General features: G+C 44.0%; 20 protein-coding genes and 1 riboswitch. Of the genes, 16 read left to right on the top strand and 4 right to left on the bottom strand.

Annotated features, from left to right (window positions below; all coding sequences use genetic code 11):
• Positions 1–113 precede the first annotated feature (113 nt).
• A complete protein-coding gene (locus AC2EXB_RS16585; RefSeq protein ID WP_483602397.1) occupies positions 114–797 on the bottom strand; it encodes an oxidoreductase in 684 nt (227 codons plus the stop codon).
• Between the two features lie 135 nt (positions 798–932).
• Between AC2EXB_RS16585 and AC2EXB_RS16580 the strand changes: the two genes are divergently transcribed.
• The 6 genes from AC2EXB_RS16580 (at position 933) to AC2EXB_RS16555 (ending at position 5,895) form a co-directional block, all read left to right on the top strand.
• The gene (locus AC2EXB_RS16580; protein WP_483602396.1) at positions 933–3,041 is read left to right on the top strand and encodes a type IA DNA topoisomerase; all 2,109 of its coding nucleotides are present in this window, start codon (positions 933–935) and stop codon (positions 3,039–3,041) included.
• Positions 3,042–3,107: 66 nt separating this feature from the next.
• Positions 3,108–3,320 carry a heavy-metal-associated domain-containing protein gene (locus tag AC2EXB_RS16575; RefSeq protein WP_235197313.1) on the top strand — a complete coding sequence of 71 codons (213 nt, stop codon included), beginning with the start codon at positions 3,108–3,110 and terminating at the stop codon, positions 3,318–3,320.
• Positions 3,321–3,788: 468 nt separating this feature from the next.
• Positions 3,789–4,079 carry a Na-translocating system protein MpsC family protein gene (locus tag AC2EXB_RS16570; RefSeq protein ID WP_483602395.1) on the top strand — a complete coding sequence of 97 codons (291 nt, stop codon included), beginning with the start codon at positions 3,789–3,791 and terminating at the stop codon, positions 4,077–4,079.
• 3 nt (positions 4,080–4,082) lie between these two features.
• On the top strand, positions 4,083–4,478 hold the full coding sequence (locus AC2EXB_RS16565; protein WP_483602394.1) for a Na-translocating system protein MpsC family protein: 396 nt from the start codon (positions 4,083–4,085) through the stop codon (positions 4,476–4,478).
• Positions 4,479–4,610: 132 nt separating this feature from the next.
• Positions 4,611–5,117: a DUF2243 domain-containing protein gene (locus tag AC2EXB_RS16560; protein ID WP_483602393.1), complete on the top strand. Its 507-nt coding sequence runs from the start codon at positions 4,611–4,613 to the stop codon at positions 5,115–5,117.
• A gap of 1 nt (position 5,118) precedes the next feature.
• Positions 5,119–5,895 carry a cytochrome c oxidase assembly protein gene (locus AC2EXB_RS16555; protein ID WP_483602392.1) on the top strand — a complete coding sequence of 259 codons (777 nt, stop codon included), beginning with the start codon at positions 5,119–5,121 and terminating at the stop codon, positions 5,893–5,895.
• Positions 5,896–5,951: 56 nt separating this feature from the next.
• On the opposite strand, the gene AC2EXB_RS16550 is transcribed toward AC2EXB_RS16555, so the two are convergent.
• Both AC2EXB_RS16550 and dacB read right to left on the bottom strand, forming a co-directional pair.
• Positions 5,952–6,536, bottom strand: a complete 585-nt coding sequence (locus tag AC2EXB_RS16550; RefSeq protein ID WP_483602391.1) for a protein-L-isoaspartate(D-aspartate) O-methyltransferase — start codon at positions 6,534–6,536, stop codon at positions 5,952–5,954.
• Positions 6,537–6,642: 106 nt separating this feature from the next.
• On the bottom strand, positions 6,643–8,127 hold the full coding sequence (gene dacB / locus AC2EXB_RS16545) for a D-alanyl-D-alanine carboxypeptidase/D-alanyl-D-alanine endopeptidase (RefSeq protein WP_483602390.1): 1,485 nt from the start codon (positions 8,125–8,127) through the stop codon (positions 6,643–6,645).
• A 189-nt stretch (positions 8,128–8,316) separates the two neighbouring features.
• Between dacB and AC2EXB_RS16540 the strand changes: the two genes are divergently transcribed.
• The 10 genes from AC2EXB_RS16540 (at position 8,317) to AC2EXB_RS16495 (ending at position 15,016) form a co-directional block, all read left to right on the top strand.
• On the top strand, positions 8,317–8,637 hold the full coding sequence (locus AC2EXB_RS16540; RefSeq protein ID WP_483604777.1) for a peptide-methionine (S)-S-oxide reductase: 321 nt from the start codon (positions 8,317–8,319) through the stop codon (positions 8,635–8,637).
• Positions 8,638–8,783: 146 nt separating this feature from the next.
• Positions 8,784–9,479: an MgtC/SapB family protein gene (locus AC2EXB_RS16535; RefSeq protein ID WP_483602389.1), complete on the top strand. Its 696-nt coding sequence runs from the start codon at positions 8,784–8,786 to the stop codon at positions 9,477–9,479.
• 122 nt (positions 9,480–9,601) lie between these two features.
• Positions 9,602–9,991 carry a GntR family transcriptional regulator gene (locus AC2EXB_RS16530; RefSeq protein ID WP_235197305.1) on the top strand — a complete coding sequence of 130 codons (390 nt, stop codon included), beginning with the start codon at positions 9,602–9,604 and terminating at the stop codon, positions 9,989–9,991.
• Positions 9,988–11,085: a DUF1648 domain-containing protein gene (locus AC2EXB_RS16525; RefSeq protein ID WP_483602388.1), complete on the top strand. Its 1,098-nt coding sequence runs from the start codon at positions 9,988–9,990 to the stop codon at positions 11,083–11,085. Before AC2EXB_RS16530 ends, AC2EXB_RS16525 begins: the two co-directional genes overlap by 4 nt.
• Before the next feature lie 37 nt (positions 11,086–11,122).
• Positions 11,123–11,317 carry a PLD nuclease N-terminal domain-containing protein gene (locus AC2EXB_RS16520; protein WP_483602387.1) on the top strand — a complete coding sequence of 65 codons (195 nt, stop codon included), beginning with the start codon at positions 11,123–11,125 and terminating at the stop codon, positions 11,315–11,317.
• Complete coding sequence (locus AC2EXB_RS16515) at positions 11,314–12,198, top strand: ABC transporter ATP-binding protein (protein WP_483602386.1); 885 nt, start codon at positions 11,314–11,316, stop codon at positions 12,196–12,198. The genes AC2EXB_RS16520 and AC2EXB_RS16515 overlap by 4 nt, the downstream gene beginning before the upstream one ends.
• On the top strand, positions 12,195–12,980 hold the full coding sequence (locus AC2EXB_RS16510; protein ID WP_483602385.1) for an ABC transporter permease: 786 nt from the start codon (positions 12,195–12,197) through the stop codon (positions 12,978–12,980). Before AC2EXB_RS16515 ends, AC2EXB_RS16510 begins: the two co-directional genes overlap by 4 nt.
• Positions 12,981–13,119: 139 nt before the next feature.
• Entirely contained in the window at positions 13,120–13,506 is a 387-nt protein-coding gene (locus tag AC2EXB_RS16505; RefSeq protein WP_235197300.1) for a VOC family protein, read from the top strand.
• A gap of 70 nt (positions 13,507–13,576) precedes the next feature.
• Positions 13,577–14,401, top strand: coding sequence for a metallophosphoesterase (locus tag AC2EXB_RS16500; protein WP_483602384.1), 825 nt, complete (start codon positions 13,577–13,579; stop codon positions 14,399–14,401).
• A gap of 117 nt (positions 14,402–14,518) precedes the next feature.
• Complete coding sequence (locus AC2EXB_RS16495) at positions 14,519–15,016, top strand: GNAT family N-acetyltransferase (protein ID WP_483602383.1); 498 nt, start codon at positions 14,519–14,521, stop codon at positions 15,014–15,016.
• Between the two features lie 53 nt (positions 15,017–15,069).
• On the opposite strand, the gene AC2EXB_RS16490 is transcribed toward AC2EXB_RS16495, so the two are convergent.
• Positions 15,070–15,396 (bottom strand): CHY zinc finger protein, encoded by a 327-nt coding sequence (locus AC2EXB_RS16490; protein ID WP_483602382.1) that lies wholly within the window; start codon positions 15,394–15,396, stop codon positions 15,070–15,072.
• Between the two features lie 88 nt (positions 15,397–15,484).
• Positions 15,485–15,715, top strand: a riboswitch (FMN riboswitch).
• Positions 15,716–15,850: the final 135 nt, after the last annotated feature.

Raw genomic sequence — 15,850 nt, 5'->3', positions numbered from 1 at the left:
GCGATGCTTTCCGTCGGCTTTTGTTGATAGAGCATGAAGTATGAAAATAGACTTGCGCTTTTCGATGTCCGGACTCCAGCGCCTATCGGGGCTAAACGGGCACTTCCGCTTTTCTATTTTTCCAAGCTTTGGTTTCTGATTTCATGGATCTGGTCAGAAGGATAAGTGAAAGGGCCGGCCAAATCGGTTTGGCCGATAACATACATGGCATAAGCTACTCTGCGGGCTCTGACTGGCTTATATCTTTTCAGTTTGCCCAGCATGAATGGACTATAAATGGGACTTAAGATGCTGGCAAGCTTTTCTCCAAGGCGGAATTCCTTGCGGTCGCCAAGCAGCAGCGATGGCTGGAATATATGGAGCGCCGGCAGCTGCAATTTCTTCAAATCCCTTTCCAATTCGCCTTTTGTGCGGCTGTAAAATACGTTAGAAGCTGCATTTGCACCAAGTGCGGAAACGACAAGGAAATTATTCACGCTATGCTGTTTTGCGAGTTCCGCCAATTTCAAAGGATATTCATAGTCCACTTTTCGAAAGGCTTCCTGCGAGCCGGCTTTTTTGATGGTAGTCCCTAGACAGCAGTAGACATCGTTTACATTCAAATGTTCTTCGTAATTTCCAAGCCGATTGAAATCGACCAGGACTTGCTCAAGTTTCGGGTGCTGAACGTCTATATATTTTCGAACTAAAATTTTCACGGATTCATAATTAGAGCTTTCAAGCAGAAAATGCAATAACTCATGTCCCACCAGACCGCTGGCTCCGGCAAGTAATGCGGACTTATTTTCCAAACGCATCCACTCCTTCAAGCTTTTTTATATTGTACAGCTTTTTTCAAAAAAACAATAGGTCGAGCACCAGCTTTTGCTTTGTTTATTTACTTGAAGGAGTACAATAAAGAGAAAGAACAACGAAGTGAAAGGACGAACTAGATGAAACCCGTTATCGTAGCCGAAAAGCCGAGTCAGGCAAAAGCATATGCTGAAGCGTTTAAGACGACAAAACGCGATGGCTATATGGAAGTGGCACCCGATCCGATTTTTCCGGAAGGAGCTTACATCACTTGGGGAATTGGCCACTTGGTGGAATTAAAAGAACCCAAAGCCTATGATCCGAAATGGAATAGATGGTCTCTTGCTGCTTTGCCCATTTTGCCGGAGCGCTATCAATTTCAGGTAGCACGAGGCAAAGCCCAGCAATTCGGTGTGATTAAAAAGCTGATCCAGCAGACCGACACCGTCATCAACGCCTGCGATGTGGACCGGGAAGGCTCTAATATCTTCTACAGTATTTATTACCATACCGGCGCTAAAGGGAAAACCATCCGGCGCTTATGGATCAATTCCCTGGAAGTCGATGAAGTGCGGAAAGGATTCCAGCAGCTTCGGGACAACCGGCAGGATCTTTTGCTGTATCAGGAAGCGAAAGCCCGGCAAATCAGCGACTGGCTGGTCGGCATGAACGGCTCCCGTTTGTATTCGCTGCTGCTCCAGGAAAAAGGAATCCGTGAAGTGTTTGCAATTGGCCGGGTCCAAACGCCGACAGTCTTCCTTATTTATCAGCGGGAAAAAGAAATTGAAGCTTTTGTGCCAGAGCCTTTCTATGAAATCGAAGGTGTTTTCAAAGCGGAAAAAGGAAAATACAAAGGCAAGGCAAAAATAAAAGCAAAAGAACGGCAAGAAGCGGAAGCGCTGCTGATGAAGCATCAAATCACCGGCTTGGAAGACGGTTTAGTAAAACAGCTGAAAACGACAGAAAAACGGATTCAGCCGCCGCTGCTCCATTCGTTGTCCACCTTGCAGGCAGCTGCAAACCGGAAATGGAAATACAGCCCTGCTAAAGTATTGTCGGTTATGCAAGGCTTGTATGAAAAAAAACTGGTCAGCTATCCGCGGACAGATGCCCTGCACATCACCCCAGCCGAGTTCAGTTATTTGGCCAATCAAGTGGAAGCCTACCAAAAACTGATCGGTGCGGAATTTCCTGTAGCTTCGCGGTCGCCGAAAAAACGCTTTGTCGACAGTGCAAAAGTGCAGGAACACTACGCCATCATCCCGACAAAGTCGATTCCGACTGCCCGGAAATTGGAAGGACTCGCCAAAGACGAGCGCAATTTATACGAAGAAGTGCTGCGGACATCGCTTGCGATGTTCCATCGTGATTACCGCTATGCAGAAACCAAAGTCACGACCGATGTTAAAGGCCTCGATTTCTTTACGACGGGAAAAACCGATTTGGAGCAGGGCTGGAAAGAATTATTTCCACCAGCGAAAGAAGCGAAAGCGGAGCCGTCTTTGCCGGAACTTCGGGAACAGGAACCGGTAAAAGCGAAAGTGGAAATTAAAGAAGGCATGACAATTCCGCCCAAACCTTATACAGAAGGCCAGTTGATCGCCATGATGAAAACATGCGGGAAACTAGTGGAAGATGCTGAAGACACCGAAATCCTGAAAGAAATCGAAGGTCTTGGAACAGAAGCTACGCGAAGCGGCATCATCGAGACTATCAAGCGGCATGAATACATTGAAGTGAAAAAGAATATTGTCTCCATTACCAATAAAGGGCGCATCCTTTGCCAATCAATTGAAGGCAATTTGCTTTCCAGTCCCTCGATGACTGCGAAATGGGAAACATATTTGAAGAAAATTGGCAAAGGGGAGGGCTCTGCCGAGGTGTTTTTGGCAACTATCGCGAAGTTTATCCAGAAATTGCTGGATGAAGTGCCGAACCAAATGAAAACCAACGGCTTGCCGGAAAAAATGCCGTCTTTGGAAGGCAAAGATGAAATTGCGGTCTGCCCGAGATGCAAAAAAGGCAAAATTGTTTTTCAAAGAGGATCCTTTAACTGTACGGAATATGAGAATGGCTGCAAACAATCATTTCCTGCCATTTTCGCGAAGAAACGGTTAACGGCCAAACAGATCGAGTATTTATGCACAAAAGGAAAAACGCCTGTCATCAAAGGCTTTGTTTCAAAAAACGGCAAGAAGTTCAGTGCTAAATTAGTGCTTGAAGAGGGAAAAATTAAAATGGAATTTTAAGGGGTTTTTCGAAATCAGGAATTCGGGTAAACATAAGAAATGATTTACTCGAAAGGATGATGGAAGATGGCGACTATGACCATTTATGTAAAAGAGGCAACAGCAGAAAATCCCATTCAAGCCCTTGAAAAGATGCTGATGGATATGGAGGAAATCGAACGGGCCCTCGTCGATACAGAAGAAGGCGAAGTGAAAATTACCTACGACGACGCACAAATCGGCGAGGACCAGATTGTTAAACGAATCCAGTTGGAAGGATTCGAAGTGAGGCAACAGTAAGTACCCAGTTTCCTTTGCCTTAAAGGAAAAGTAATGTAAACTGAACTTACTCAGAAAACAATAGAGTTTCTGATATGCCCACCTATCACTTGCATTCAGTTTACAATTCCAACTTTAAATTCATATCCATTACTATATTTTGGTACGATGTTGCAGACAATAGAGCTGTTAGCAAAGCCGAAAAGAATCTTTATGATTCTTTTCGGCTTTTTTTCGGTTTGTCTTAAAAAGGGATGGAAAAAAGCATGGTTTCATTGAATATATGCAAAAAAAATAATGGAAGAGAATGCGCGGGAGGTAAATGCAAACTTTAAAGAGTGTAGAACAGCTGAAGTAAAGAAACTTGTAGGTTTTAGTTTTTTGTTGTCGGAAAGTATGGGGCATTAACGGCTTTGCATTTTTTCTCCTTTGTTTCCATCTCATAAAAAACTATGTTAACGACTTTTCGGGGAAAAAGGAGCATATACCATGTCTACAGAAAAAATGATTCAAAAAGAAATCGGGAGCTACATTTCTACTTTGCTGCGCAATTATTTTGGCAAAGGCCCGCTTTCTGTTTATGTCACAGTGGCTGATCGCTACATCACAATTCATCTCCGTGGCTTTTTATCGCAAACAGAGAAAATCCTTTTAAAACAGCAGGAAATAAAGCGTGTTTTGGAAATCCGGAATTTATTGATGAAAGACTTGAAGCCAGAAATTAAACTGCATTTGTATAATATTGGGCAGTTTTCGGTATCTGAAATTTATACCGATTAGAATGTGGATGATCAGACTGGACTCATCTTTGTCATCTTAAAAGAAAAAACGAAACAGCCCGCGTTGCCTTGGCCGGCTAAAGTAGATGAATCAGCCGTTTACCGGGAAGTGATGGTTTCCAGTGAGATTGCCCAGAAGGTTCCGGATTCCATTAACATCAGCTGGTTGAACAAGCGGACAATCTTAATAAAGCGTTCCGGGATTTTCATGAAAATCGAGACTGAATTAATTGAAGACGGTTATATAGAGCAATTGAAACAGGCGAAAAGGCGGCTCGAAAAGAAATTGCTGAAGCAAAGCGCATTAGAGGAACTGCTTCGAAGGAAAATTGAAGAAATCTATCTTGATTGGAATTTTAAAGAAGATGAAGGATACATAATTTTGCTGCTGGAATCCTAGTAATCAAGAAAACAACTTAGGATAGGCGTGTGGGAACCGGCGTTTTGTTTGAACGGGAATCGGGTATAAGTCATCAAAAATAACTCCATGAAAAATAGATTTTTTCACTACTCTGGTCATAAGGAGGATGCTATGCCTGCCAACAGCCTAAACTCTATCGCATATGCCAATAAGAAGAATCGAGTGGTTTTCAAAGCACGCAATTTTTGGTCTGGGTTGTTATTCGGTGTTGGATTAGCAGCTTTTATCGATGAAGTGGGTTTTCACCTTCTGCTGCAATGGCATCATTTCTATGATCAGTCCACTTTGGCAGTCGGTTTATTGTCGGATGGATTGTTTCATGCTTTTGGCTGGTTTGCGACAATCAGTTCTCTCTTTTTATTCGCGGATCTTCGGCGAAGAAATGCGTTTTGGGGGAAAAGGTGGATCGGAGCTATGCTATTTGGGTTAGGGGCATTTCAATTATATGATGGATTGGTGCAGCATAAGCTTTTAAGACTTCACCAGATTCGCTATAATGTCGATATTTTTCCATATGATTTGATGTGGAATATCGCTGGAGCAAGCGTGCTTGGAATAGGCGTTTTTCTGTTGCTGCAGACCCGCAAAGCAGTGAAGAAGCCGAAAGAGGAAGAATGAGATGGCGCAACATCTAGCGGATGGTTCCGTCGTACAGTTCTTAGTCGTCGTACTTTGTCTGGCATTGATCGCAGCTTATGTCCACGCAACTTTCTTGTCGAATCGCTCTTACCGGAAATGGCCGATATATCGTACCGTTTTATGGATTTTTGCTCTATTGATGATTGCCTTTTCCGTCGGAGGATTCGGAACTGCTGGGTGGTCACATGCTTTTACAGACCATATGTGGATTCACTTAATGCTTGGGATGGCAGCTCCTTTACTCGCCGTGCTGGCCGCTCCCATGACCCTGCTCTTGCGCACGCTTCCCGTTGCGGCAGCAAGAAAAGTATCGCATTTCCTGAAGAGTCCATTGCCGGTATTCATATCCCATCCCGTTACAGCAGGGGTATTGAATACAGGCGGCATGTTCGTTTTATACCGGAGCGGGCTATACAGCTTGATGCAGGTATCTTCTTTGTTAAACGGATTAATTCATCTTCATCTTTTTATGGCAGGCTATCTGTTCACGGCAGCAATTCTTTGCATAGATCCGTCTCCGCATCGTGTCAGTTATCTCGCGCGCGCAATTTTGCTGATTCTTTCACTGGCTGCGCATGGCATTTTGTCGAAAATGATTTATGCGTTTCCGCCTGATGGTACAGCGCTTGCTGACGCACAATCTGCAGGGAAGTTGATGTACTACGGAGGAGAAATCGTCGATGCCTTTTTGATTGGCCTTTTTTGCTGGAAATGGTACAACGCTGCACGTCCTCGACAATTGTTGAAGGAAATCTGAGAAAAATAAAAAAGGCTATGGCTGCAGTTTCTAGAAGCTGCGGCCATAGCCTTTCGTTATTCGTATTTTCCCTTCAGCGGGACAAATCGAACATAATTTAAAGTAGTGGTCGTCAATTTTTCTTGTTCATTTTTTTCTACGAGTTTCAATTTCTGAACCAAGGCGCTGCCGATCGGAATCAGCATTTTCCCGCCCGGCTTTAATTGGTCGACTAACTCTTGCGGCATTTCGGAGGCGGCAGCAGTCACCATGATCCGGTCAAAAGGCGCCTTTTCTTTCCAGCCTGCACTGCCGTCATCCAATTTGAAATGGATATTTTGGAAACCGGCTTTTTGGAGGCGTTCTTTTGCTCGCGTGTGTAATTCTTCGATTCTTTCTACGGTGTAAACCGTTTTTGAAAACTCAGCGAGCAATGCCGTTTGGAATCCGGAACCGGTGCCGATTTCAAGAACCACAGAATCCTTTTGGAGATCTAATGCCAGCGTCATTTCCAACACAAGGGAAGGCTGGGAGATTGTCTGTTCATACCCAATGGGAACCGCCTCATCCAGGTAGGCTGCTTCTTTATGGATGTCCATAAAGAAACTCCTGTCCAATTCACGGAAATAAGATTGAATCTTTTCTTTACGGCCTTCTTCCATAGCGCTCACTCACTTTCCAAAAGTGGAGTCCGATCATGAAAAACAGCTAGCAGCCTGTACTTTATATCCTTATTTTAATAAAAAGCAGCAGAATTGCCTAATCCGATTACTTGGTTTTCTTCGAATTGGCGATGGTTGAGGCTAGGCGGTCAATGACCGGCACTGTGCTGGATTTGGTATTCTGGGTCAGGATGGAATAAGTCAGCCATTCGCCGTCTTTTGTTTTGACGTAGCCTGAAAGGGCGCTGACATTATTCAAACTTCCGGTTTTGGCAATAACATTGCCTTTCGCTGCGCCTGTCGTCAAACGCTGGCGCAATGTGCCGCCGACAAATCGTTCTTTCGCTCCTGCGACTGGAAGGCCTTTTAGGTAGCTATCATACCAAGGTTCAGAACGGACATGGATCAGCAATTTACTTAATTCTTTTGAAGTGGTTTTATTGGCATGGGACATTCCGGAAGCATCTTCGAATTTCCATTTGCTTGTATCCAAGCCGATGGAAGCCCCGTATTCACGCATTACTTTCAGGCCTGAATTCCAACTGCCATCTCCATAAACTTTCTTGCCCATTTCTTTCGCCAATACTTCGGCATGGGTGTTGTTGCTGAGTTTTAAAAATGGTACCATCAATTGTTTTAGGGGCATTGAATTTTTGGTCAATAAAACACGTGCATTCGATGGAGTCTTGCCTGATACCGTTTTAGAAGTGGCAACAAAACGGATCCCTTTTTCTGAAAGTGATTTTTTAAAGACATCCAATGCATAAGCGGTTGGATTTGAAACAGCTATCCATTCTTTTGTCCCGTCATTGCCAATGGGGGCATTCCCGGTAATGATTACTTTTTTTGTGCCATGTTGGCGCTCGATTTTTAAAGTATTGCGGGATCCTTTGGCAACTGTTTTGGATTTATTGATGATCTGAACGACATTTGTTGCAGGAGTTAAAGTAATTTTTGCCGGTTTTCCTTGGCTTGATGCTTTCGCGTGCACAATGACCGATCCGGTATCATAATCGGTATTTGGCGATAAGCTCAACGCAGAGATTTGGGCAGCGTAATAATAGGATTCATCTTCTTTTGAAATTCCGGGAGACAAGCGGACGGCGTCATACCAGGTGTCATCGCCGATTACATGGCCGGATAAACGTTTGACTCCGCGTTTGGAAAGTGTAGAAGCAAAGGCATCAAAATCTTTTTTCAAAAGAGTCGGATCCCCTTGTCCGCGAAGATAGAGATTGCCGTATAAAGTTCCTTTTGAAACAGAGCCATTTGTCAAAACTTGTGTAGTGAAGCGGTGATTTTCACCGAGTGTTTCCAAGGCGGCAGCGGCCGTCAAGGTTTTTAAAGTGGAAGCTGGTGTGACCAATTGATTCGGATTTTTTTCATATACGACTTCACCTGTTGCTGCATTCTGAACCGTGACGCTATGGGTAACACCCTTTAAGCGAGTGTCTTTCAAGACGAAAGCAGCAGAACTTTGAAGTGAAGAGTATGGGGAAGCTGCATCAGCGGATGGAGCCGTAAATGCGGACCCGCTCAAGAAAACAGCAAAAGCGACAATTCCGGCCATGAATTTTTGTTGGATTTTCATATTTTCCTCCTAAAATTTCTTTAAATTTATTCCATTTTATCATTAAATTATCAGATAATACTGTAATGATTAAATTTTTTTGTAAAATACATCCAAACTTTTCAATTGAGTATCAATATGTTCTAATGAAAGCAATTGAGGAGGTAGAGCAATGGCCGAAGAATTGACAATTCGAATCATTGAACAAGGATTGAGAAAGTAAAACGGCAAATGGAGCAGAAGATAGGCGAAGAAATTGAGACCGATATTGCGGCTTTCACTGATTTTACATTGGCCGAAGAACGGCATCAGAAATACTATTTAAAGCGTTATCCGAAAGCGATGGAGCAATTAGCGCCTTTATATCCAGATGTTGGACTGCTGGCCGATTCTACGTTTGCAGCCCGGCTGAACGGCTTTGTCAAAGGCTTCGGAAATCGCCAAAATCTTAAATCAGAGATTACGGGGTGGAATATTGCTCCTGAATACCAGGAAATCCTGATCAATAAATTGATGGCAATGAAATGGTGAGGAAAAGGGCTGTCTGATACGTCTCTATTTGACTTATCAGACAACCCTTTTTTCTCGCTTATTTATTATTGGGCACGCGATGTTATTTGGATTTTGCGGGTAAACAAAAGGAAAGGAGTTAGAATGAGAAGCCGAGGAGGAGGAAGATGGACTTTCTACCCCATGATTACGCAGTAATTGCAGGGCGGCTGCTGCTGGCGGCTTTACTGAGTGGAATGATTGGTGTGGAACGGGAGTCCAAACAACAGGCAGCTGGGCTGCGCACCCACCTGCTCGTTGGAACCGGATCCTGTTTAATGATGATTTTGTCCGTAACGGGTTTTGATGTATTTATCCAAAATGATGACGGGGCGATCCGCTATGATCCCTCGAGGATTCCTTCCTATGTAATCAGCGGAATCGGATTTTTAGGAGCAGGGACCATCATTGTCCAGCGGGGATCGGTTAGAGGATTGACCACTGCTGCATCTATTTGGGTTGCGGCTGGATTAGGGCTTGTCATAGGCATCGGCATGTACTATGTCGCTCTTTTAGCAACAGTTATCGTATTGATTACGTTGTATGTTCTGGAGAAATTGGAAAAAAAGTATTTTTCGTTTCACCGCCAAAAAGAGATATTAATCATTGCTGAAGATCGGGAAGACACCTTCAAGGAAATCAGTGATTTGTTTGAAGGCAGCGGGATTCCGATTCTCGATTTTCAAATTGAGTCCATCGAAGCTTATAGCGACAGAAAAGTTTCAAGCTATATCATCATTATTACCGAAGGGCAGCTTAAAAAAGAAATGGAAGTCATAAAAGCATTGCAGCGATTGGGTTTTGTTTCCCATATAAAAATTTAAGAACGGAAAGAATTTGGCTGTGAATGAAAATTCATAGCCTTTTTAGATTGATTTATTTTGAAATCTGTTCTATTATTTATATAACAACTGTTCTAATGAAAATAGAACAAAGAGGTGGAAAAATGTTTATTGAAATTGAGCCGGACTCGGCTATACCCATTTATCTTCAATTGGCCCAACAAATCATGGAAGGCATCGCGAGAGAAGAATTGGCCCCTGAAACACCGCTGCCTTCAGTACGGGCTTTTGCAGCGGACTTAAGCATGAACATGCATACGGTAAATAAGGCATATCATTATTTGGAAGAGAAAAAGATGATTGAAATTATTCCGAAGAAGGGTGTTTTCATTCACAAAGACGCAGTGCGCTCAGCTACTGCCGAAGAGAAAATTCGCATGGAGGAAGAATTGCGGCCAATTTTAGCGGAAGCTCTATGCCTTCAAATAAGCCGGGAAGAGTTGGCTGCGATGATAGAGAAGATGGTAAGGGAAATAAGGGAGGGGTCTAAATGACAATAGTTTTGATGATTTCCATTCTGGTATTGCTTACTGGGATTCAAGCGTTTATGCCTTATTTGGTGAGGGCTACGGAGGTTTTTGGCATTTATGTTCCGGAGCCTTATCATCAGCAAAAAGTTCTCAACCGGTTAAAAAAGAATTATAGCGGCTTGGTTCTGGCAGGCGGGCTGCTAGCTGCTGTTTTTTATGTATTAGCGGTGAATTTCTTGAATGTTCAAGAAGGGCAGGCAGTCATATGGGGAGTTGGGCTGCAGTTAGGCCTCTTGACATTCAGCATGGCTCTTTATTTCAAAAATCATTTGAAAGTGAAGAAAGAAAAACAGGAACAAGGATGGGTACTTGGAAAAAAAGAGAAAGTCATTGTGGACCTTCAGTTCCGCAACGATCTGGAAATGGTGTCGGGCATCGCTTTTTTGCTGCCTATGCTTATCACAATCGGATTAATCGCTTTGACTTTAACGGTCTACAGCCAATTGCCTGAACAGATACCGGTCCATTGGGGAGCGGATGGCAAAGCGGATCGTTTTTCCGATAAAACCATTTTCTCCAGTATTTCGATGCTTTTGATCCTGCTCATTATGCAAGGGCTCTTTTATTTCATCAACCAAGCAAGAAAAACAAGCGGCTCAAAAATTCGGGCCACTCAAAAGGTTCAATCCCGCAAAAGGGAGTTGGCCTCCCGGAAATACGGAAGCTGGCTCCTATTCGTCACTTCTGTGGGCGTGACGCTTTTACTCGGAAGCCTGCAGCTATCCCTTATCTATCCGGAACTTGGCAGTTCGCTCTGGGTGATGGCGATGACCATCGGATTCACGATTCTTGTTTTAGCCGTAACTGCTTTTTACACGATAAAAGTAGCCAAGTTCTCTGCAAGTCCTGCGGCCGGGGCAAGCAATCCGGATATTATAGATGCAGACAGCGACCGACACTGGAAAGCAGGCATCTTTTACGTCAATAAGGAAGATCCATCAATCATGGTGGAAAAGCGGTTCGGCATCGGCTGGACAGTCAATTTAGGAAATCCGAAAAGCTGGATGATTCTGTTTGTGCCATTAACTGCTATTTTACTCATTGCTTTTTTAATTTAATAAATGAATGTTGATGATAGAGAAAGGAAGGCGGCTTATGGATCAATCGACTATTGTATTATTGCTTTTGCCTATATTACTTATTCAAATCGGATTAATGATTTTCACATTAATCGACTTGATTAAAAATCCGAATCCAAACGGTCCGAAATGGATGTGGGCTATTCTCATCGTTGTTGTGAATATCATCGGGCCCATTTTGTACTTAGTGATCGGGAGGCGGAACTATTGACAATTTTAGAAGTGCAGAATTTGACTAAAAGATACGGGGAACAGCTTGCGGTAAGCAATCTTTCTTTTGTTTTGGAGGAAGGGACAGCAACGGCATTGATCGGCCCGAATGGTGCCGGGAAAACCACGGCTTTGTCTATGCTGGCCGGGCTGCTTCGGGAAACAAGCGGGTCGATCAAATGGAATCGGGAATCGGGTGTTGGCTTCTTGCCACAGCATCCGCATTTCTTCCCTTGGATGACGGCGCTTGAATTCATGGAAATGGCTGCGAAGCTGAGTGGAGTGGATTCGAAAAAGGCTTTAGCGCAATCGAAAAAAACACTGGAATTCGTCGGTTTGGGATCGGTTCAACACAAAAAGACCGGCACATTTTCGGGCGGGATGAAACAGCGGCTTGGCCTGGCGCAGGCGATTGTGCATGAACCGAAGCTATTATTGCTGGATGAGCCGGTATCTGCTCTAGACCCGACTGGCCGCCGGGAAGTTATGGATTTGTTGAAATCTTTGCAGCCCGATACAACGATTCTTTACTCCACCCACATTTTGAACGATGCGGAACAAATGACCGATCAACTGCTTTTTATGCAGCAAGGAAAATTAGTTGAACAAGGGTCTTTAGCGGAAGTGAAAGAGAGGTACGCGGAACCGTGCATTCGAATCCGTTTCCAGACAGCCGCACAAGCTTCAGCATTTGCTGGGTTCACTTCATTGCCGGCGAGCTTGAATGGCTCGACGTTAGAGCTGGCTACTGGAGAAAATGGTGGTGCGGCTATGAAAAAAGTGTTGGCAAAGCTCGCTGAAAACGCAGAAGGCGTAGTCGGGGTGGAACAGAAGATGGTTTCATTGGAAGAAATTTTCATAAAGGTGGCGGGCGGAAGATGAATCAATTCGGTATTTTATTTCATAAAGAATGGCGAGAAAACCTCCGCAGTTATAAGATTTTCTGGATACCGATTGTTTTCATCCTTTTTGGGATTCTCGAGCCTGTCACAAATTATTTTTTACCGCAATTACTGGATTCACTCGGCAATTTGCCAGATGGTGCAGTCATCGAATTGCCGGTGCCAAAGCCTGAAGAAATTCTGCAGGCGGTCATTGGTCAGTATCAGCTGATCGGGATGGCTATATTGATCTTAGCTTACATGGGGACGATAGCGGGCGAAAGAAGGAGCGGGACAGCCACTTTGCTTTATGTAAGGCCGCTATCTTTCCGGGATTATTTCTTGAGTAAATGGCTTATGGCAAGCATCACCGGAATTGTCAGCGTTTGGCTTGGGTTATTGGCTGCATATTACTATACTTTCCTCCTATTTAACCAAGTGGAAATCATTCCTTTCTTGCAATTTGCAGGAACTTATAGCATCTGGATTTTAGTGGTTGTGACGATAGTGCTCGCAGCAAGTGCTGCCATGCCTAATGCCGGACTCGCGGCAGCCGTTTCCTTAGCTCTTGTTTTTTTCATGCAAATCGTAGACAGCCTGGTCGGAGCTTACTGGACATTTTCGCCGATGAAAATCCCGGCTTATGCAGTGCAATGGCTGAACGGGAAACCGGATCTGAGCGATTACTGGTGGACACTTGGCATTGCTTTTGCTTTTATTCTTGCCTTACTCTTCTTCGGAACTTGGATGGCGAAAAAGAAAGCTTCAACTGCAAAAGTTTGACGGCATACGCCGCAGCAAATAGCTGCGGTTTTTTGCATCTGATCTGGAAGCCGATAAAGACTGGAATCTGCAGCTGGCCATTTCAAATTCGAAATCCGCTGCTGCTATCTGTTATGATGAAAAAAAGGGGCGAAAAAATATGCTTCATCACGTAGAAATCAATGTATCCGATTTGACAAAAGCACGGGAATTCTATGAAGTTTTTTTGCCGGATTTAGGCTACAAGCTTTATCAGGAATGGCCAGAAGGTTTTAGTTATCGAATGGGTAAGACCTATGTGGTATTTGTCCAAACTGAAGAAGCTTTTTTGCCTGGAGGCTACCACCGGAAAGCGACTGGCTTAAATCATTTGGCGTTTCACGCGGATTCAAGAGGCCATGTAGATGCATTAACGGAGAAAGCCAGGAAAATGGGCTTTCGCATTTTATATGAAGACCGCCATCCGTTTGCCGGAGGACCGGACTATTATGCCGTATTTATAGAAGCGCCGGACCTAATGAAGTTCGAAATCGTGGCGCCTGAATGAAAAAAGAGAGAAAATGACTGGTACGAAAAGGAACCTAACCATTCGGCCAACCGTGAATAGAGGTTAAAATATGAAAAAATTAGGTGCTTTATTAGTTGTGCTGCTCCTTCTATGGGGCTTTATTTGGGTTAATAATAATTGGATCCAAACGACAGAATTCACCATTGAATCGGACAAGCTGCCAGGAGCTTTTGACGGTAAAAAAATTGTTCAAATTTCCGATTTGCATAACGCCAATTTTGGCGAGGGGCAGTCGTCTTTAATTGAAAAAGTGGAAGCGGCCAAACCCGATGCCATTTTCCTGACGGGCGATTTGATCGACAGCAATCGCTATGATTTGGATACGAGCTTAACACTTGTAGATGCCTTGGTTGAAATGAGCGAGGTCTATTATGTTCTTGGAAATCATGAAGTGGCAGTGAACAAAATCGATGAAATTACGGAAGCGCTGGAACAAAGAGGCGTCCATGTATTGATGGACGAATCGATGGACTGGGAAGTGGAAGGCGAATCTGTCCAGATTGCCGGCATCAATGACCCGTTGCTCGATGTTCAGCAACCAGAACAGGACTTTACCCGAAGTGCACTGGCAGAAGCCGGCATCGATGAGCGGTTTACACTCTTATTGGCACACCGTCCGGAAATGTTCAGTATTTACGTTGAAGAAGAAATTGACTTAGTATTTGCAGGGCATGCGCATGGCGGTCAGATCCGTTTCCCAGGCCTTGGCGGCTTATTTGCACCGGGTCAAGGATGGTTCCCGACCATGACAAAAGGGATTTTCGAAGAACAGTCGACGCGACTGGTCTTAAGCCGCGGTCTAGGCAATAGCGGTTTCCCGGTACGGATTTTCAATTTGCCGGAAATTATCGTGGTCACTTTGGAGAAAGCTTAGTGCTTGCCCTATTTTGCCGGAATTCCAAACTTTACATTATTGAAAACTCCATCAAATAAAAGCGTGCTATAATCGGATTGAAAATGGAATTCCATGAGCAGCAAGGAGGCGTTTGTCATGATAAAAAAGAAAGAAGTATCGCTTCATCCTTACTCATCAAAAGTGGCTGTCACGTATGACTTGCCATCCGATCAGCTTGAATTTACCGGTCTTCCCCAAGACATCATTGAACGGGATGCGGAAAATCCGCTAAAGCATTTAATCATCATCAAAGCGCGTGATGAAGTGGCTGGATTTTTCGAGCTTGATGAATCCGATGACCGAAAAAAATACTCCAATAATCCCAGGGCTTTATTGCTTCGCGGCTATTCAGTAAACCCTAAATTCCAAGGCAGGGGAATCGCTACAGGCTCAATTTACGCCCTCCCGGAATTTATAAGAAAAGAATATCCGCAATTTGATGAAATTGTGCTCGGTGTGAATGCGCGGAATCTTGCGGCGCAGCGGGTTTATGAGAAAGCCGGATTTGAGGATACCGGCCGGCGCTTGATGCGTTCAAAAGGTGAGCAAATTGTTATGTGTCTAAGAGTTGAACAAGCCACTGAAAGTGCTTGATAAAAAGAAGGGCTGTCCACAAGTCGAATAACGACTTACCGGACAGCCCTTTTTTATGCAGCGAAGTATAAATGTTTATGCAAACTGCATCCAGGATTAAAGGAAGAATTACAAGACGGGCATTCAGAACGGCATTCCAAATACTCCGTAATACTCAATTCGTAGCCGCAGCTGCCGCAAAGAATCGCTTTTTCATGAAAAAGCTCCAAAGGCCATACTTGATGTTGGCCGCATCCGACCGCTTGATGGCATTCAAAGCAAGGGTAGTAGATTCCGCAGCAATAAAATTTAATGGCAATGCGGTCTACTTCTGAATGGTAATGCCGACAGCGGGTTTCGGGGTCTACATCCAATCCTTTTACAGTCATTTCGTGTGTCATTCTTTTCACCCCTTTTTTCAAAAAAATTTTCAATATAATCGGATTCCTCTTTTAATTATGTTACCCTTATAACGACAAATAATCGAATCAAATTCTTCGGGGCAAGGTGAAATTCCTTACCGGCGGTGAGCAGGAAACTGTAAGTCCGTGACCCGATCTTTAAGCAAATGTAAGCTGCAGGCATCCCCGCCTGAGTTTTTGCATCGCCCAGCTCCGGCATTCGCCGGTTTCGGACATGCACGTTTGCTGTCGTTGAAAAGCGGTGGAGCTGGTGAAAATCCGGCACCGACAGTGAAAGTCTGGATGGGAGAAGAATTTGAAGGCTTATTTTGTTATGCACTTTTTTTATAAATAGCTTACATTTTCATTTCGCAGCCAAGAAATGAAGCTTATTTAGTGTACGCTTTTTACGGTGCCGATTAAAAAGTGTATTTTACCCTCTCTTGTTTTTCCT

This window comes from Planococcus alkaliphilus, assembly GCF_057031095.1.
Note: the sequence above shows the minus strand (reverse complement) of the source record. Positions and strands in the feature narration are given on the sequence as shown.